At 61.2% G+C, this 16251-nt stretch carries 19 protein-coding genes; 1 reads left to right on the top strand and 18 read right to left on the bottom strand.

Annotated elements, in window-relative coordinates:
• Nucleotides 1-71 precede the first annotated feature (71 nt).
• Complete coding sequence (locus AC6I1W_RS09220; RefSeq protein ID WP_497743561.1) at nt 72-764, top strand: type I restriction-modification system subunit M N-terminal domain-containing protein; 693 nt, start codon at nt 72-74, stop codon at nt 762-764.
• A gap of 25 nt (nt 765-789) precedes the next feature.
• Here the strand turns inward: AC6I1W_RS09220 and AC6I1W_RS09215 are convergent, their stop codons facing one another.
• From AC6I1W_RS09215 to AC6I1W_RS09130, 18 genes are all read right to left on the bottom strand, one after another.
• Nucleotides 790-1236 carry a GCN5 family acetyltransferase gene (locus tag AC6I1W_RS09215; protein ID WP_197408649.1) on the bottom strand — a complete coding sequence of 149 codons (447 nt, stop codon included), beginning with the start codon at nt 1234-1236 and terminating at the stop codon, nt 790-792.
• Between the two features lie 76 nt (nt 1237-1312).
• Complete coding sequence (locus AC6I1W_RS09210; protein WP_060797832.1) at nt 1313-2899, bottom strand: recombinase family protein; 1587 nt, start codon at nt 2897-2899, stop codon at nt 1313-1315.
• Nucleotides 2900-4336 carry a recombinase family protein gene (locus AC6I1W_RS09205; protein WP_497743560.1) on the bottom strand — a complete coding sequence of 479 codons (1437 nt, stop codon included), beginning with the start codon at nt 4334-4336 and terminating at the stop codon, nt 2900-2902.
• 19 nt (nt 4337-4355) lie between these two features.
• Nucleotides 4356-4565: a hypothetical protein gene (locus AC6I1W_RS09200; protein ID WP_497743559.1), complete on the bottom strand. Its 210-nt coding sequence runs from the start codon at nt 4563-4565 to the stop codon at nt 4356-4358.
• Nucleotides 4566-4567: 2 nt separating this feature from the next.
• Entirely contained in the window at nt 4568-4978 is a 411-nt protein-coding gene (locus AC6I1W_RS09195; RefSeq protein ID WP_007000825.1) for a hypothetical protein, read from the bottom strand.
• A gap of 481 nt (nt 4979-5459) precedes the next feature.
• Nucleotides 5460-6302 (bottom strand): N-acetylmuramoyl-L-alanine amidase, encoded by an 843-nt coding sequence (locus AC6I1W_RS09190; RefSeq protein ID WP_497743558.1) that lies wholly within the window; start codon nt 6300-6302, stop codon nt 5460-5462.
• On the bottom strand, nt 6302-6769 hold the full coding sequence (locus AC6I1W_RS09185; RefSeq protein ID WP_007000823.1) for a phage holin family protein: 468 nt from the start codon (nt 6767-6769) through the stop codon (nt 6302-6304). Before AC6I1W_RS09185 ends, AC6I1W_RS09190 begins: the two co-directional genes overlap by 1 nt.
• An 86-nt stretch (nt 6770-6855) precedes the next feature.
• The gene (locus AC6I1W_RS09180) at nt 6856-7065 is read right to left on the bottom strand and encodes a hypothetical protein (RefSeq protein ID WP_007000822.1); all 210 of its coding nucleotides are present in this window, start codon (nt 7063-7065) and stop codon (nt 6856-6858) included.
• Complete coding sequence (locus AC6I1W_RS09175) at nt 7062-7502, bottom strand: DUF1617 family protein (protein WP_007000821.1); 441 nt, start codon at nt 7500-7502, stop codon at nt 7062-7064. The genes AC6I1W_RS09180 and AC6I1W_RS09175 overlap by 4 nt, the downstream gene beginning before the upstream one ends.
• A 21-nt stretch (nt 7503-7523) precedes the next feature.
• The gene (locus AC6I1W_RS09170) at nt 7524-10445 is read right to left on the bottom strand and encodes a phage tail spike protein (RefSeq protein ID WP_497743557.1); all 2922 of its coding nucleotides are present in this window, start codon (nt 10443-10445) and stop codon (nt 7524-7526) included.
• An 81-nt stretch (nt 10446-10526) separates the two neighbouring features.
• The gene (locus AC6I1W_RS09165) at nt 10527-11213 is read right to left on the bottom strand and encodes a hypothetical protein (RefSeq protein WP_497743556.1); all 687 of its coding nucleotides are present in this window, start codon (nt 11211-11213) and stop codon (nt 10527-10529) included.
• Nucleotides 11213-13795 carry a phage tail protein gene (locus AC6I1W_RS09160; protein ID WP_497743555.1) on the bottom strand — a complete coding sequence of 861 codons (2583 nt, stop codon included), beginning with the start codon at nt 13793-13795 and terminating at the stop codon, nt 11213-11215. The genes AC6I1W_RS09165 and AC6I1W_RS09160 overlap by 1 nt, the downstream gene beginning before the upstream one ends.
• A 131-nt stretch (nt 13796-13926) precedes the next feature.
• Nucleotides 13927-14103, bottom strand: a complete 177-nt coding sequence (locus tag AC6I1W_RS09155) for a hypothetical protein (protein ID WP_007000817.1) — start codon at nt 14101-14103, stop codon at nt 13927-13929.
• A 17-nt stretch (nt 14104-14120) separates the two neighbouring features.
• Nucleotides 14121-14531, bottom strand: a complete 411-nt coding sequence (locus tag AC6I1W_RS09150) for a hypothetical protein (RefSeq protein ID WP_007000816.1) — start codon at nt 14529-14531, stop codon at nt 14121-14123.
• Between the two features lie 12 nt (nt 14532-14543).
• Nucleotides 14544-15140 carry a major tail protein gene (locus AC6I1W_RS09145; protein WP_005295596.1) on the bottom strand — a complete coding sequence of 199 codons (597 nt, stop codon included), beginning with the start codon at nt 15138-15140 and terminating at the stop codon, nt 14544-14546.
• A gap of 18 nt (nt 15141-15158) precedes the next feature.
• Complete coding sequence (locus AC6I1W_RS09140) at nt 15159-15503, bottom strand: hypothetical protein (RefSeq protein ID WP_007000815.1); 345 nt, start codon at nt 15501-15503, stop codon at nt 15159-15161.
• The gene (locus AC6I1W_RS09135; protein WP_100622305.1) at nt 15500-15937 is read right to left on the bottom strand and encodes an HK97-gp10 family putative phage morphogenesis protein; all 438 of its coding nucleotides are present in this window, start codon (nt 15935-15937) and stop codon (nt 15500-15502) included. The genes AC6I1W_RS09140 and AC6I1W_RS09135 overlap by 4 nt, the downstream gene beginning before the upstream one ends.
• Nucleotides 15906-16250 carry a phage head completion protein gene (locus tag AC6I1W_RS09130; RefSeq protein WP_497743554.1) on the bottom strand — a complete coding sequence of 115 codons (345 nt, stop codon included), beginning with the start codon at nt 16248-16250 and terminating at the stop codon, nt 15906-15908. Before AC6I1W_RS09130 ends, AC6I1W_RS09135 begins: the two co-directional genes overlap by 32 nt.
• Nucleotide 16251 lies beyond the last annotated feature (1 nt).

Genomic DNA, 16251 nt, shown 5'->3' with positions numbered 1-16251 from the left:
CGGTTCACCGCGCGTGAATCGGGTGTCTCGACGTTATGATGCCATTGCTCCACTCGCGACGAAGGGATCATATGGCTCCGCAGGGTTTTCAGGACAAGGTGGCGTTCGTCTGGCGGGTGGCCGACAAGCTGCGCGGTACCTTCAAGCAACACGAGTACGGCTCGGTGATGCTGCCGCTGCTGGTGTTGCGCCGTATGGATGCGGTGCTGGAGCCCACCAAGGACGAGGTCCTGGAGCATGCCGACGGCCTGGTGGAGATTGGCCCTGGTGAGGACAGGGTGCTCAAGCGCATCTGCGGCCAGCGGTTCTACAACACGTCGCGGTACACGTTCACCCGGCTGCTCAGTGACGACAAGAACCTGGCTGACAACCTCGCCAAGTACATCGCGTCCCTCTCCCCTGACGCAGCAACAGTGATCGAGGCGTACCAGTTCGACGGGAAGATCACCCGGATGGACCATGCCGGGATCCTGTACGGCGTCATGGCCGACTTCGCGGACCTGGACCTGCGTCCCAGCGAGGTCAGCAACGAGACCATGGGTTACATCTTCGAGGAACTGCTGCGGAAGTTCTCCGAGATGAGCAACGAGACCGCCGGTGAGCACTACACCCCGCGTGAGGTGATTCGTCTGGTCGCCGATCTTCTCATCGGGGGTCAGACCGCCCGCGACCTGACCGAGAACCAGATACCGGTGCGTACCATCTACGAAACTTTCATGTCACAACGGATACAAACGCGCGCCAACTACGATTTAGCCGCTTGACTGGTTCACTTCCAGCGAGCGAGGGTCATGGGCCGATCTTCCGGGAAACGAAGAGCTTGCGGTAATGGGGATCCCCGTCTTTACGCGGGTAATAGTGCCAGCCAATTCCTGCCCAAAACTCGTCAGCGCCTTCGGAGAAAGCGATCAAGGGGTAACCTGCGTAGTGGCTGATCAGATGCCTTGCAAACTCAGCCCCATAGTGCTGTCGGCGAAGGTCATGGCGGATTTCAAAGAACCAGATCTCTTTGGTTGGCACCGTCGAGTCAACTCCGATATAGCTATCGGAGAGCGGCCAATCTGTCACCTCAGCGCGCCCGACTTCCACACTATCGGCAAGAAACTGGATGTACTCTTTGCCACCCAGGGTGTCGTCGCCGACTCGTCCAGCCCTGTCGTGCCACCAGCGGTCATCGAATCCCTCGACCACCTGGAACGGCGTCACGTAGTCCTCAACTTGCTGAAGAATTTTCAATTGTAAGCAATCCACCACTCCAAGACTACGCGAGCGCCCACCAGGTTCTGGCAGGCGCTTAGATGTGGATACTGGGTTACTGCTTGATGGCGACTACTTGGGTGCTGCCGTCGCGAAATTGAAAGGTGACGTTGCCGTCGACGTCGACGGTGCCTTTATCGAGCAAAGCTACGCAGAGGTATGGGCTGAAGACCAAGCGTTCAAGATCAAGGTTGGCGGTCTCCTGCATGTAATAGTGGTAGGCGGCCAGTCGGTTGTTTTTGTTCTGGATCTCGGCGACCACGGCAGCGTGATCAGCTAACAGCGCCTGGTGCTGTTCGTGGCTAGCGTTGAACGCCTTCTCGTAGGTTTGCTGGTCTTGAGCGACTCGTGCGTTGTGGGCGATCATCGATTGGAGCTTTTTGGCCACCTCGTTGATCTGAGCGAGAAGCCCGGCGGCCTCAACCTCCAGGTCACTCGTGTCGAGGGCGTCGAGAACGGCTTGGTTGACACCTGTGTCGGTCGATGAGCCGAATCGAAGGCGAATGGCCTTAAGGAACATGTCCTTGAGTCGTTGATCGCTGATGTGCCCGGTGGCGCATTTTTCCTGGCCTGCGTATTTGTGGCCGCACCGCCAGATGACCTTTTCGTACTTACTGCCCGCGTGCCAGGTTTTCGAGCCGAAGAAGTGCCCGCACTGGCTGCACTCCAAGGTCGATGAGAAGGGCCGGGTGCGATGCTGGGTTCGCTGATCCCTAGCCCCTTTAGCTATCTCGGCTTGGACGAAGTCCCACACTGCCGGGCTGATGATCGCCTCATGGCTGGCGGTGACGTAGTACTGGGGCACTTCGCCTTGGTTGATGACTTGACGTTTCGTCAGGTAGTCAGCGACGTACGACTTCTGCAGGAGAGCGTCACCCTTGTATTTCTCGTTGGTGAGAATCGCTCGTATGGATCGGTAATACCAGGTCTTGTTGCCTGCAGCGGTGAAGGTCTCTGGCTCGTCGGTGAGGGTGCGGGCGATCGTGCCGATGGACATGCCACCTAAGTACATGTTGTAGATACGGCGCACGAGTTTGGCTTGCTCGGGGTTGATGACGAGGCTGCCGTCTTCACCTTTGTCGTATCCAAGGAACCGAGAGTATGGGACGGTGACCTTGCCGTCGGCGAAGCGTTTGCGGTGCCCCCAGGTGACGTTTTCCGAGATGGAGCGGGCTTCTTCTTGCGCCAGCGAGCTCATGATGGTGATGAGGAGCTCGCCTTTGGCGTCGAAGGTCCAGATGCCTTCTTTCTCGAAGAAGACCTCCACGCCTTTGTCTTTAAGCGCTCGAACGGTGGTCAGCGAGTCGACGGTGTTGCGGGCGAACCGGGACACACTCTTGGTGATGATCAGGTCGATCTTGCCGTCGAGCGCGTCGGTCACCATCTGCTGGAATCCAGCGCGGTGTTTGGTTGAGGTACCGGTGATGCCTTCATCGGTATAGACCTTCACGAACTGCCAGCCCGCGTGATCGCTAATGTAGCGGGTGTAGTAGTCGACCTGGGCTTCGTAGGACGTCACCTGATCGTCGTGGTCGGTGGACACGCGGGCATACCCGGCGACCCTGCGCAGGGTTGTCTGTCCAAGTGGAGCACCAGTGTGGAGCGCTCGGGTGGCGGGGATTGCTGTGACGGTGCGGGCCATTTAGCGTTCGCCTCGCTCGGCGCGCAGGCGCTCAGCCTCTGCCTTGGCCACGGCCCGGTACTTCGCCAATGCTTCTGGCGGTGTTGGTGCTTGCCGTGGGTTGTTCAACCCGAGCCTTTTGGCTTCTGCCCAGCGGGCACGCACGAGATCACCCCAGGCGGCTTTTCTTGCTGGGGTCCACGAGCTCTTCTTCAGGTTTGGTCGCCACGTGTGCGAGCTGCTGGTGCCATCGGTGTACTGAAACGTGTAATGGTCTTTTCCCTGCACGTCAATGTGGTCGATACGCTCGTTGAACACATCCTCGTCGAAGGCCTCGATACCCAGAACTTGAGCGATGAAGCCTTTGAGCGCCGTGTCAGAGATTTCGCAGGTGCCGCATCCGGTTTTGCGGCCTTTCTTCCGTTCGGTGCAGATCCAGTGCTCGGTGGAGATCGAGTTTTGGGTTTTCGGATTGCGTACGTTGCGCACAAACGAGCAATCGCAGGACACGCATTTGATCTTCGACGTCAACGCCACAGTTTCGATGGACCAATTCGCCCGGGCCCCGAGTTCACGTCGGCGTGCAATCTCGGTTTGGACCGCGACGAAAGTGTCGCGGTCGATGATCGCGGGGATCGCGTTTTCCACCAGGTACTGGGGCAACTGGCCGGTGTTGCGCACTGCTCGTCCAGGTCTACCCTCCGGAGTGGACCATCGCCCCAACAGGAGGTCGCCGGTGTAGTGCGGGTTCTTCAGGATGTGACGAACCCATTCGCCGGGCAACTTGTTGTCAGCCAGATGCGGAACCCTGCCCTCGGCGATGAGCTGCGCGGCCATCTTTTCGCACGAGGTCTTCTTCATGTACTGGGCGAAGATCCAGCGCACCACGGCTGCTTCTTCTTCGATGATCTGCACGTCGGTGCCATCAGCGGAGTCGGTGTAACCGTACAAGTGGAAGCCGTTCGCTTTGCCTTCTTCGAAGCCTTTCCAAATGCGCCACTTCACGTTTTGGCTGATTTGCTCTGATTCTGCCTGCGCGAAAGACGCCAGCAGGGTGAGCATGAGTTCTCCGTCAGCGCTGGTTGAGGAGATGTTCTCTTTTTCGAACCGCACCTCCACCCCGAGGTCTTTCAGCTCGCGAACGGTTTCGAGCAGGTCGACGGTGTTGCGAGCGAATCGCGAGATCGACTTGGTGAGGATCAGGTCGATTGCCCCTTCCCGGGCAAGGGCCAGCAGTTCTTGGAACTGGGGGCGATGCGTGGTGGTTCCAGAGATTCCAGAATCGGCGAACACTCCGGCGAACGTCCAGCCAGGAGTGTCGTGAATGAGTTGCTGGTAGTAGGAAACTTGGGTGGACAAACTCAGCGGTGTGCGCTCGGTTTCCATGCTGATGCGGGCATACGCTGCCACTTTCACAAGCGGAGCAGCACTGATCGGTGGCGGGGTGATTTGCTCCATTCTCTTCAAGGTATTTCTCCTAGTCAGACAGGGTTTCAGGTTGTATCCATACATCCCTCAAACCCTCGAGATAGTCAACGAAACAGGCTCTTTGTAGGGCGGCCAGCGGCGCATCGGGGGCGTCGAGGCGCTGGCACACGGTGATGGCTTCGCGTGGGGTGAGGATGCCGCGTTCGAGAAGCTGCTTGACCTGCGTGAGCTGGCGATGAGCCGTCAGCTCGGCTGCCATGTTCATCGTTTACCGCCACGTGTGTTGAAACGGTGCTGGATGTAGCACGGGTGGCAGCAGTACTTGCGTTTCACCTGGCTCGTGCGAGCAACAGTGACCTGTCGGTGGCAGTTCGCGCAGACCAGTTCTTCGGTGACCACTCTGCGGTGGGTGGCCCACCAGGCTCGTCGACAGGCCTTGGAGCAGAACTTCGATCCTTGCCGGAGCTCGATTGGCTTGCAGCAGTGCAAACACCACACTCCAACTGGGTCGCTGACCTGCTCAACGGCAGGATCGACGGTGATGCCGTGTCGCAGACAATAGGTCTTGACACTGTTGGCGTTGAGATCCAGGTGCGCGGCGATACGAGAGTAGGCAACCCCCGCAGCGCGCATCATCTGAATGTGATGGCGATCAGTATGGTTCAGAGCCATGAGCAGGCCCTCCTGGCAACGAGGCGAAAGGTGGTCGCCCATACGCCGGTTGCACCAGACGAAACCGGACAGCAGAAACAAAGCTCCCTGCCGCGTTCGCACCCGTGGCTGGGTTTGCGCCTCTATTCAGATAAGGCAGCTATTCTTTGCTCAATTCACAATGCGGGCCGATCGACGTGTGAACCGCGACAGAGCAAGGGCGGGTGAAGATGACTAACGACGACTTTGAACTCCCGGTGTTTCTCGACGACCAGTCGTACTGAACCTGTTCAGAATGCGGCTCAGATTGTGTCCCCGACCCGTTTGTTACAGGCGAAGGCGAGGGAATACGTATCGCGTTCATCTGCCCGAGCTGTGGAGTGCAGTCCGTCATCGACCCGTTCGACGACCTGCGGTAAACACCAGCTGCGCAAACGCACAAAAGGCCCCGCCACCACCTCGATGAAGGTGATGACGGGGCCAGAGAGTGTTCTCGTGTGGGTTAGCCGATGCCGAGCTTCTCGTTGACGCGCTTCTGCACAGCGGCGTAGTTGCCGCCGAGGCGGCGCTTGCGTTCCTCACCGTTGCCGTACTCGCCTCGGATGACCGCATCAGCCAGGGCATCGATGTTGACGGAGGGCTTGGCGGGGCTTCCTCCGGCGAGCTTCTCGTTGACGCGTTTCTGCACGGCGGCGTAGTTGCTTCCCAGTCGGCGCTTGCGCTCGTCCCCGTTGCCGTACTCGCCTCGGATCACCGCATCAGCCAGAGCGTCGATGTTGGCGGAGGGCTTGGGTGCGGGCGGTGTGGGCTTTGCCGGTGGTGTCGGGGCGGGCTTGGTGCCGCTCAGGCGGTCGTACCAGTACTGGGCGCGTGCCATGTAGGCCGCATGCTGGCTTCCTGCAAGGGAGGCCGGGCATTCGGTGGAAGAGAAATGCTTGTGGCCGAACACGTTCTTGCCCCACACGGGTCGTCCGAGCTTGTAGTAGTGGCAGATGGCCGCGACGAGGTGGGCACCGTTGTCGAGGCAGGCCTCGGAGATGCGCCAGGGCTTGGAGGAGATGTCGGCGTGTTCGATACCGATGGAGGTGGTGTTGGCATCCCAGTTGCCTGCATGCCAGGCGGTGTCGCGATCCCACACGAGTTGGCCGATCCGGCCGCCTGAGTCGACCTGGTAATGGGCGGATGCTTGGCGGGTCTGCCACACGTCCCAGATGGACTTGATGGTGAGGTTGCCTGCGTTGTGGTGGATGATGACCTTGTTGATCTTCCGTCCGCTTCGTCCGGCACTGTAGTGCTTGTTCATCAGCCGGTTTTCGTCGGCTTCGAGGGTGGCCCAGTTCTTCATCAGAGGTTCTCCTTTTCTGCTGGGGTGGTTTGGTTGGGGTGGTGTTCGAGGTCGGGTTTGCCTGTCACGTCACGGGTGACCAGGTCCAGGGCGCGGCGAATGTGATCAGGCACGGGCAGCCCAAGGCGGGTGGCGTTTTCGATCAGGGAGATGCCTTCGTTGGACAGGTAGAACACGACGGTGGCGGTGCGTAGCGCTCCGGGTGTTCCGATGACGTGCACGTCGAGCAGGTGGGCAAGTCCGATCAGGGTGAAGATGAGGATCTTGCGGGAGATGCCCCGAAACCCGATGGCTGAGGAGACGCGGCGTTCGGCGATCGCGGCGAGTACGCCGGTGATGTAGTCGACTACGACGAAGGCGATGAGCGCGTACACCAGGCCGTCGAGGCCTCCGAGGAACGCGCCGATGACGGCCCCGACCCCGGCCAGGCCGGTTTGGATCGTGGCCCAGATAGCTTTGAGCGACATAGAAAGTGGGTTCCTTCCCGTTTTGTGGGCACACGACAAAGGCCCGCACCGAAGTGGTGTGGGCCTGTTGGGAGTGCGGTTTGGGGTTAGATTTCCGGGCTGGTGAGGATCTCCAGGATCGGCTCGTACAGGTCGATCGTCCCGGTGTGTTCGGTGGGCGCGGCAGGCGGTTGATCCGTGGCTGGGGTGGCCGAGACGGTGTGGCGAGATGACGGTCCGCTGCTGATGACCTCAACGATCCCTTCTTCGTCGTCACTGGTCACGGGTGTGGTGATTGGGGTGGCTGGGCTGTTCATGGGTGCTGCTGACCTCCGGCGACGGTTTCGGTGATGGCGTCGTAGAGCGCGTCGTAGGCTTCTGCTTGGCAGCCGGAGAGTTCCATGGTTGAAGATTTAAGAAAGTCGAGGATGTCGCAGGCGTGTTGTTCATAGGTGGCTCCGGCTACTTCTACGCGCGTGTTCAGGAGTGTGTCGTGGTGGGAGTGGAACTCGGCAGCAGTGTCGGGGTCTTTGAGGGTGAACATGCCGTGAGAGTCGACTACTGGGGTGCCGTCGTCGTGGCAGGTGGCGTAGTGGACCACTAGATCGTATTCGTCTTCAGCGAAGCGGGCGTAGGCAGCTTTGAGCAGGTGCACCAGTTTGGTGCGTGCACGGGATGCTGATGCGGCTAGCGGCATCGCCTCAAGGAGTTCCAAGGTGGGCTGGAGATGGCGTGGTGGGAGCAGAAATCGCATCTGTGGTGTCCTTTCGGTTTTCTAGTTGAGGTTGGTTGACATGGTCGATAATCCGGTGTTGTAGAAGTAGTTCCAGGTGATTCGGCCATTGCCAGCATCGTTGATGTTTTTCACCCAGCCTTGGTTCAATGAAAGAATCAGTGAGTTGACGCGGGTCATGAGGTCATTAACTCGGTCGACCAATCGGGTCATGTTGTAGAACGACCCGTTGGTAACGATCATCAGGTCGTAGGTATGGAACACCACTTTGGATAGGTTTGAGCTGCCTGCCCAGCCAGCAAACGTGCCTTTACCCGTGAGTGTGCAGTCTTGCAAGACAACGGAACGGTTCTCGCCGGTATAAAACGAGTGCCCGTGGGTGCGTAGCTCTGCACCCAAGTGAATACCTGCATGGCCGTAGAACTTTCCACGAGGATCCAAGGTGAGCATGGTGGTGTACGAATCGTCAGATTGGAGCTTTTTATACGACCAGGTGATGTAGTCACCTTGGGTATCCAGTGAGTTTGAAATCCCTCGCACACTCGTGTTGCCGGTTTTATACTGCTGGCCTGTTCTGCCGATAAACCTAGTCCCGTAATAGAAATTCATCCCACTCGAGGTGATGCTTCCTTCCAGAGTGGACCCGTTGTACCAGGCGATCTGTGTGGGGCTGATGCGGATGGAGCTCGTCCACCCCGCCAGCCCCACCTGGATGGCGTTTGTTGCGAGTTTGTCCGCCGTGATCGACCTTGCCCCGATACGCGAGGCATTAAGCACGCCGGTGGTGATTTTGCCTGCATCCAGCGCACCGATCTTCGCCGAGGTTATCGCCGCATCCGCGATCATTCCGGTTTGGATGAAGCCGGTTGCGATCGTGAGCTTGTCGCTGGTGATCGACCCGGCCGCGATCCGCGCAGCGGACAGGGTGCCGGTGGTGATCTTCGAGGCCGACAACGAACCGATCTTTGCGTCCGTGATTGCCGCGTTAGCTATCATGGCCGTCTTGATGAACCCATCAGCGATCGTGAGCTTGTCACTGGTGATAGAGCCTGCCGCAATCCTGGCAGCCGCGAGCGTGCCGGTGGTGATCTTGGCTGCCGACAGGTTGGAGATCTTGGCGTCGGTGATCGCCGCGTTGGCGATCATTGCGGTAGTGACCGTGGCGTTATCGATGCTGGTTCGGCCGGTGATGTGTATGCGCTCACCGGCGATCAAGATGGTTTCGGGTGAGATGTTGATCTGGGAGATGATCTCGCTTGAGCGCACGCGCAGGTTCAGGTCGCTGGCCATCATTGAAAGTGACGAGGCGAGGCTGTTATCCGCGTTCGTCAGCTCAGTGAACCGGGCCTCGCTGCTGGTTTGAACCTGCCGTGCCGTCTCGTAGGCCGTATCGGCACGGTGCTGTGCTTGGGAGACTGAGCTCTCAAGCCCGGTCACCTTCATGCCAGCCTCTCCGGCTACAGCCTCAGCTTCCCGTGCTGTGGCTTCGGCCTGGCTGGCTGCTTCGCGCGCCTGACTGATCTCGGTTTCGGCTACGGTGAGGCGAGCAGCGACAGCGGTAGCGGCAGCTTGGGCATCGTCAGCAGCGGTTTTCGCGGCCTCTACCTCAGCGCGAGCTTCGGCGAGCTCAGCGCTGACCTGAGCATGGTTGAGGTCCGTGGCAAGGGCAACCCAGCCGGGCTCGCCGGTGTCGGTGACCTGGTAGATCCAGATCTCGATGCTCTCGCCATTGTCCCTAAACCACGTGTCCCCGAGGCGGGCGGCAGCGGGCTGTTTCGGCCCGTAATGGTTGGTGGATTTCCCGTCCGCTGATGCCAGCGCCACGCCAGCAAGATCAGCAGCCATCTGGGCGGCCGTCTGCGCGGTGGTGATCTGGCGGGTGATCTGGGTGAACTTCCCTGCAACCGACCCGAGCTCCACCGAGACATACGCCTGCTGGAGCGGGTCGTATTCGTAGCCGACGACCCGCGCGGACAAGGACATGCCCAGGTCGGCGTGCTGTACCGTCACCGTGTCTCCCAGCAGGACGGTCTCCAGCTCGGCGAGGTCGGCGTACTCGGCAGTCGATGCGAGATCAACGAACGAGACGGTGTAGCTCGCGGCAGGCGTATCGACGTGGTTGGTGGTGAACTCGGTCTTAGCGGCTTGACGCAGAAGGGCGTGTGCTTGCGGCAGAGGTACTTCGTCCTCGCGGGGGTTATCTGCGTCGGCGATCGCTTTGATGTCCGGGTAGCGCATCACCTTGATATGCGGGATCGCGTAGGCATTCAGGTGTGGTGAGTCGACGTAGAGCTCGGGCAGGGTGATCCCATCAAACCCGACCGGCACGATCCGGGTGACCACGCTCGTCAGATCGATGGTCGAGGTGTAACCAGTGAGGTTCTTGCGATCGCGGATCACGACCCCACGATCTGCGCCGCGTGTGGCGGTGTGGTGGATGTGCCAGTTATCGCGCGTGAGCTCTCCGGCCCACCGGGAAGCGAACGTGTTATCCGACCCCTGGTCCATGATCGCGGCGGCAAGGTTCATCCGCACCACGCGCGCAGAGGCCCTGGTGGCCGTATCGGAGCTGGTCGCGGTGAACCGGTGCGGCGTGGTCGCAGACCTAAGGAGCTGATCGAGGGCTGCCTTGGGGGTTTTGTTGACCACGAAGGTGTCGGCGATGAAGTTGCCTGCCAGGTCGTAGAACAGATGGAAGGCGGTGACCTCCAACAGCCCGTCCAGGCTGGTTGTGACCTCGTGGATACGAAACCCTTGCCGGATGGTGGTGCCGGGAACAGGGGCTGCGATGATCGCCTCGACTACCAGCTTTGAGGCCAGCGGCCCATCGGCTGGATAGGTGACGGTCAGCTGGTAGGCTCCGCCGAGTTCCTCAACGACCCGGGCGTCGATCAGTTCAGGGTCGAGGACACCCTCGCCGGTGGCGGTGAACGTGGTGGCAGTCGGGGCATGCACGGTGAGCATCGGTGGTGTTCCTTTCGCAGACGTGCACCCGCAGCCAAAGAAACGGCTACGGGCGCACTGGGAGCAAAGAGATGGGCCGGGTTAGGGGTTTCGCCAGTTCCCGGTGATCTCGACTTTGGAGATGCCACTACCCAAAGTGACCCGGTTGACCCCTGGAGTAAGGATCGGGAACGTGCCGGTCAGCGCGTCGGTTTGCACCCGGCCTGCCACGTGCGCGACAAGCCGGGCCGAGTCCAGGGTGATCTGCCCTGCCGGTGACTGAACGCGATAGGCGGCCCCGTTGATCGTCAGCGTCAACGCCCCGGTGCCCTTGATCGTGATGATCGGTGCCGCATCCACCAGGCCAGGGTTGGTGATCTGCCCGGAGGCGGTGAGCGTGTGGGTGGTCAGCCCCGAGTCGAGGTAGCTAAACGGCTCGCATACCAGGTGCGCCTCGAAGAATCCCCACGAGGACATGTCCGCGCGCAGTGGGCTGATGGAGGCGTGTTTGATCTTGTGGAACGCCTCGGGCTGGTGGGACAGGTGAATGGTCGCCGCCCGGGTCAGCGCCAGTGCGGCTTTGTGGTAGGCGGCCAGGCTGCCTGTGATCGCGAGCGGCAACGTGATCGACGTGTCATGCCAGCCGCCCAGGCGGGTCAGCGTCCCGGCTCTGCCTGCCACCTCAATATCGTCTGTGACCCGCTCGGCGACAGGTAGGTCGACCGGGCCGGTGAGCCGCAGGCCCAGCGACGTTGAGGACACTGTCTTGTCGAGAGTGAAACCATGCATCAGACACCTCCTCCTGTAGCGAGCACCGTGTGGTGGGAGTTGATACGAGCCAACTGGCGGTTGATGCCGGGAGCGAGTTTGCCCACCAGCGCGCCGTCGTTGAGCACGACCTTGATGTCCATGGCCTCCAGCAGTGCCCGGGCGGTCTGGTCGACGATGCCCGCCACCTCTCCTGCGCGCCCTTCCTCCTGGCCGACAGCGCTGTGGCTGGTGGTTGCAAGCGGTGGTTGCAGGTGGGTTGGGGTCAGATCGACCGGCTCCAGGCTGGTGGTGATCGGCACGTCGATACCGCTGGTGAGCTCGCTCATGGCCTTAAGGGTGTCTGCGGCGACGTCCTCGGCGGCTGCGACTGCGCGGTTTCCGGTGTCTTCGATACCTCCGGCCAGGCCTCTGGTGAGCATGTCACCGACCCACGCCATTTCCTTGGACGGCGAGTTGATGCCGAAGAAGCCGGTGATGCCATCCCAAATGTCAGAACACCAGCTTGTAACCCTGTCCCAGAGCCAGCCTGCCAGCGACTGGATGCCGTTCCACAAGCCCCGCACGAGGTCCGCGCCAGCAGAGGCCATCTGGCCGACCCCTTGACCGACCGCGCCCACGATCCCGGTGATGATCTGAGGGATCGCCGCCACGATGGTCGAGATGATCTGCGGCAGGTTCGTAATCAACGCGGTCAACAGCTCGACACCCGCCATGACCAGTTGCGGAATCGCCCCACCGATCGCCGAGACGATCGCTGCGATAATCTGCGGCAGCGCGGCCACGATCGTGCTGATGATCTGCGGCAGCGCCCCAATCAAGGCGGTGAGTAGTTTGACGCCAGCCTCGATGAGCTGCGGCAGGGCCGACAGCAGCGTGGTGATGATGCCGGTGATGATTTGTGGCAGCACCGTCACGATCGCGGTGATGATCTCCGGGAGCGCGTCGACCAAGGAGGTCAACAACGCGATACCGGTCTCGATGATCTGCGGGATCGCCCCGATGAGGAACTCCACGATCGAGGTGATGATCTGCGGCAGCGCCTCAATGAGCACCGGGATCGCCTCCAGCAGGCCCTGGGCGAGCCCCAAAATGAGCTGCAACGCGGCATCCAGGATCATTGGCAGCGCATCGACCAGCCCTTGGACCAGGGCGACAATCATCTCCACGGCCGCCGGGATGAGCTCCGGGAGTGCCTCACCGATACCGGTGACCAAGGTGGCGATGATCTGCAGGGCTGCTTCCAACAGTGACGGCAGCGCCTCGATGATCGCCTCGACTAGTGCGACGACGAGCATCACCGCTGTCTCGGCCACCGACGGCAACACCTCGATGATGCCTTCCAGCAGGGCGGTCAGGATCGACATGCCGGTCTCGACGACCATCGGCAGCTGCTCGGCGATGAACGCGAGTGCTTCTTGCAGGATCTCGCCGAGCTTGTCGATCAACGCCGGGGCTCCGCCCTGCTCGAAGGCTGCCGTGAGCTCATCGATCCACCCGTTGACCATCGGCATGACCGTGCCAGCCAGCGCGTCGGTCAAACCTTGGGCGAGCAGGCCCTTGAGGTTGTCGATGCCGTCGCGCATGGTAGAGAGCTGTCCGGTGAAGGTTTTCGACTGGGCTTCCATCGCCCCGTGGAAACGGCCGCCTTCCTCGGTTGCCGAAGCGAACGCGTCAGCGACCATGTCCGCGCTGATCGCGCCCTTGGCCATCTCCTCTTTCAGCTCGCCGATGGACTTGCCCGTCTTGCGGGAGATCTCCTCCAGCGGGTTGAACCCGGCGTTGATCATCTGGTTGAGGTCCTGGCCAGTCAGCTTGCCTGTCGAGGACATCTGGGCGAACGCCAACGTCAGTGACTCCATCTTCTGCGCGTCACCTTGGGAGATATCACCGAGCTGGCCTAGTCTGCGGGTAGCTTCGTCGGCGCTGATACCGAACGCCATGAGGGTTTGGGTGTTCTTCGCCAAATCCTCCATGCCGAACGGGGTCTTCGCGGCCTGGGTTTTCAGGTCGTTGACCAGCTGTTGGGCTTTTGCCTGATCGCCGAGCATCGTGGTGAAGCTGGTGGTGTACTGCTCCATGCGGGCGTTGTACTCCACCCCGTCCTTCAACGCATCGGCCATACCCCGGCCGATACTCGTGATCGCCTTGCCGATGCCCTTGACACCAGCGACGATCGCCTCGGCGGCCAGGTTCGCTTTGAGCACGTCCCCGAAGATCCGGGTCTTATCCCCGGTGTCGTCCATCTCGTCGCCGAGATCATCGACCGCGTCCTCCAAATGCCCGGCATCCTTGGCAGCGTCTTTCGCATCATCGCCTGCACCGTCGGCCTCGTCACCGAACTCGCCGAGCGCATCATTGTTGGCCTTTAGCTCTTTTTCCAGCTCGTTGAGCTCGGCACCGGCGTTGTTGAGCTGGATCTGCCAGTTTTTCGTGCGCGAATCGTTCTCCCCGAACGACGCGGCCGAGTTCTCCAGCGCGGCCTTGAGTGTTTCGATCTTGGCCTTTTGGGTCTCGATCTCTTTGGTCAGCACCTGGTTGCGGGAGGCCAGCGCCTGGGTGGACTTGTCGTTCTTGTCGAACTGGGAGGCCACCAGTTTCATCTCCGAGCCCAGCACCCGCATCTCACGGTTGATGTCGGTGATGGCCCGCTTGAACTCGCGTTCACCTTCCAGACCGATCTTGAGACCAAACGATGAGTCAGCCATGAGGATTCACCTGCCTGTCAGTGGGGTTAGATCCCGGGCGGGATGATGTCGTCGATGAACCACACCCGTGCTGGTTTCGCTCGTCCTGTCTCGATCCGCCAGCAGTCCACCAGGTCAAGGAGCTCACCAAAGACCATCAGGCCCACCTCGTCTTGTCTCAGGCCGAGGTGGGCTAAACCGATGTAGGTCAGGCGGGTGAACACTGCCCGGTCGGATTCGACTATCCGTCCGCTGCCGGGCTCACTTTTGGGGCTGGCTCGGTGAGGATGTCGCGGCGGGTGCCTCGCTGCAGTGCCTCAGCGATCGCACCCCGGTAGTCGGCGATATCGGCAGGAACCGTCAGCAGCTCCACCTCGTCCTCCGTCAACTGCGGGCGCGGGTTGTCGCGGTGGGTGAGGTTGTGGATCTGCACTGACTGGTTGGCCAGTAGCGTGATCAGCCAGATCACCTCGGTCAGTGTCTGGCCGAGGTCCTCGGAGGTCTCCAACGCGGCTCCGAGCTTGTCCAGCCCGCCGTAGCGCTCGGCGATCAGCCGGGTGGCCTTGGTGGTGAGCACCAGCTCGTACTCGCTCCCACCAATCGTCACGGTCGCACTGCGCCCGGCAACATCAATCGAGGATGTGTTTGTCATGAGCGGGCTCCTTTACTTGCCGGGGCTGGTGGCGGCGGGCTCGTAGACGGACTGGTACCAGCCGGTGATGATCTCGGCCTTGACCTTGGGGTCGCCTTCGGTGGCTTCGGCTTTCCACGGGTGGCGGCCCTTCGCGTCTGGCTTGTTGCGGCGCAGGATCGTGCCCTCGATGCTCGGGGTGGAGAACGTGATCGAGTCGGCCTTGGTGGCAAGCGTGGTGCTTGGCAGGGCGAACTTGACGCGGTAGAGCCAGAAGTACTGGAAGGTGCCGTTGGAGCGGGCGGCACGGAACCCGATCGCTACCGGTGTGCCGCCGTCTTCCGAGGACGAGATGAGCACCCCGTTGGCATCCAGGGTGGCACCGGTCAGTGCCGCTGCGGCTTCTGCTCCTAGGTCGTCCACGCCGAGGGTGAGCGTGCCGGATTTGAATTCCTTGACGATCTCGCTGGGCCCATCGTCGGCATACAAGATCGCCTCGGCGACCTCGACGGAGAGTTCCGCTGAGATCGCTTTGGCCAGTGGCTTCGGGCTGGCGTAGGTTTCCTCGCCGGTGGTGGGGTTTTCGGTGATCGTGGCGTAGTAGAGCTTGTCAAGACCAATCGTGGCCATGGGTGATTCGTCCTTTCGTTAAAACGGGTGGTGGCAGCTGATATCGAAGCTGTAGTGGTGGTAGCCCGTATCGTCCTCGAAGCCGATGTAGCGTCTGGCGGTCACCACCAGCCCCGCGTCGACGAGCGCGTGGGTGAGCGTGTCTCGCCAGGTCAGGTAGTTGCCAGTTGTGAACAGGCCGAGGCGGACTTCTTCGACTTCGACGCTCGGGGTGTTGTCGGCGAACACCTCCAGCGTGTCGCCGATCGGGGTGGCCACCAGATAGGTATCCGGTGCGGGCGAGGCGCTAAACAGGCTCACCGCGATCGGCAGATCAAGCCGGTCAGCGACCGTGGTGAGGGTTTCCAAAAGCGGGATGGTCATGGTGTGATCCCGTCGAGCTTGGCTTTAAGCACGGTTTTCATCGCCTCCATCGCGCCCCGTCTGGTCTGGGAGCGTGTCGGTGCCAGGAACGGGCGTGCGGGCTGGTTGCTCCTGCCGTGCTCAAGCACGTTGGCGATGAGCGCGTTCGACCTGCCATCGCGGCGGTTCTCGGCGAAACCGACCTTGACGTTGTGATCGCCTCGTGAGTTGACCTTCACGCTCGTGACACCCAGGGCCCCGAGGAGCTGGCCGGTTGAGCGCGACGGCGTGGTGGTCGCCTGCCCGATCGCGGCGGCGAGGTTGGCTCGCATGCGTGGTTCGACCACGTTCGCGCCAGCTGTCAGAACTTCGTCGGCTGCAGTGTCCAGCAGGCGTGAGGTGGCCTCGAGTGCGTCTATGTACTTATTGGGGAGTCGGATCTGGACGCGCGCCATGATGGGCTCCTTCCGGTTGCAGACGGTGGGCAAGGATCTCGATGTAGCCGCCGATGGGCTCGACGGTGTCGATGACGTAGCGGCCATCGGCAGCGGCGATGTGCATGACCTCTGAGACGGTGAGCCCGGGGATGGTGCGGATGCGGAACAAGACGGTTGCATGCGTGTAGGCCGCACGGTTCACCCACGCTGAGCTGGCGTGCCGGACCTCTCGGTAGGCGCGCACCGAGGCGACCACCTGCTCGGCGCTAGCGGTAAAACCCGCAGCGTCCCTTCGGGCCACGGGGGTGATGAGGTCGATGGTTTCTCGCATA

The organism is Cutibacterium sp. KB22876 (assembly GCF_059728865.1).
The sequence above is the reverse complement of the archived record's forward strand: the minus strand, read 5'-3'. Positions and strand labels throughout refer to the sequence as shown.

Bases quoted from the DNA above. Each gene is read 5' to 3' on its own strand.
- AC6I1W_RS09140 (WP_007000815.1), bottom strand. From the start codon at position 15,503: ATGACCATCCCGCTTTTGGAAACCCTCACCACGGTCGCTGACCGGCTT.
- AC6I1W_RS09170 (WP_497743557.1), bottom strand. From the start codon at position 10,445: ATGCTCACCGTGCATGCCCCGACTGCCACCACGTTCACCGCCACCGGC.
- AC6I1W_RS09175 (WP_007000821.1), bottom strand. From the start codon at position 7,502: ATGCGATTTCTGCTCCCACCACGCCATCTCCAGCCCACCTTGGAACTC.
- AC6I1W_RS09220 (WP_497743561.1), top strand. From the start codon at position 72: ATGGCTCCGCAGGGTTTTCAGGACAAGGTGGCGTTCGTCTGGCGGGTG.
- AC6I1W_RS09205 (WP_497743560.1), bottom strand. From the start codon at position 4,336: ATGGAGCAAATCACCCCGCCACCGATCAGTGCTGCTCCGCTTGTGAAA.
- AC6I1W_RS09160 (WP_497743555.1), bottom strand. From the start codon at position 13,795: ATGAAACTGGTGGCCTCCCAGTTCGACAAGAACGACAAGTCCACCCAG.
- AC6I1W_RS09145 (WP_005295596.1), bottom strand. From the start codon at position 15,140: ATGGCCACGATTGGTCTTGACAAGCTCTACTACGCCACGATCACCGAA.
- AC6I1W_RS09180 (WP_007000822.1), bottom strand. From the start codon at position 7,065: ATGAACAGCCCAGCCACCCCAATCACCACACCCGTGACCAGTGACGAC.
- AC6I1W_RS09210 (WP_060797832.1), bottom strand. From the start codon at position 2,899: ATGGCCCGCACCGTCACAGCAATCCCCGCCACCCGAGCGCTCCACACT.
- AC6I1W_RS09135 (WP_100622305.1), bottom strand. From the start codon at position 15,937: ATGGCGCGCGTCCAGATCCGACTCCCCAATAAGTACATAGACGCACTC.
- AC6I1W_RS09165 (WP_497743556.1), bottom strand. From the start codon at position 11,213: ATGCATGGTTTCACTCTCGACAAGACAGTGTCCTCAACGTCGCTGGGC.
- AC6I1W_RS09130 (WP_497743554.1), bottom strand. From the start codon at position 16,250: ATGCGAGAAACCATCGACCTCATCACCCCCGTGGCCCGAAGGGACGCT.
- AC6I1W_RS09150 (WP_007000816.1), bottom strand. From the start codon at position 14,531: ATGACAAACACATCCTCGATTGATGTTGCCGGGCGCAGTGCGACCGTG.
- AC6I1W_RS09190 (WP_497743558.1), bottom strand. From the start codon at position 6,302: ATGAAGAACTGGGCCACCCTCGAAGCCGACGAAAACCGGCTGATGAAC.
- AC6I1W_RS09185 (WP_007000823.1), bottom strand. From the start codon at position 6,769: ATGTCGCTCAAAGCTATCTGGGCCACGATCCAAACCGGCCTGGCCGGG.
- AC6I1W_RS09200 (WP_497743559.1), bottom strand. From the start codon at position 4,565: ATGGCAGCCGAGCTGACGGCTCATCGCCAGCTCACGCAGGTCAAGCAG.
- AC6I1W_RS09195 (WP_007000825.1), bottom strand. From the start codon at position 4,978: ATGGCTCTGAACCATACTGATCGCCATCACATTCAGATGATGCGCGCT.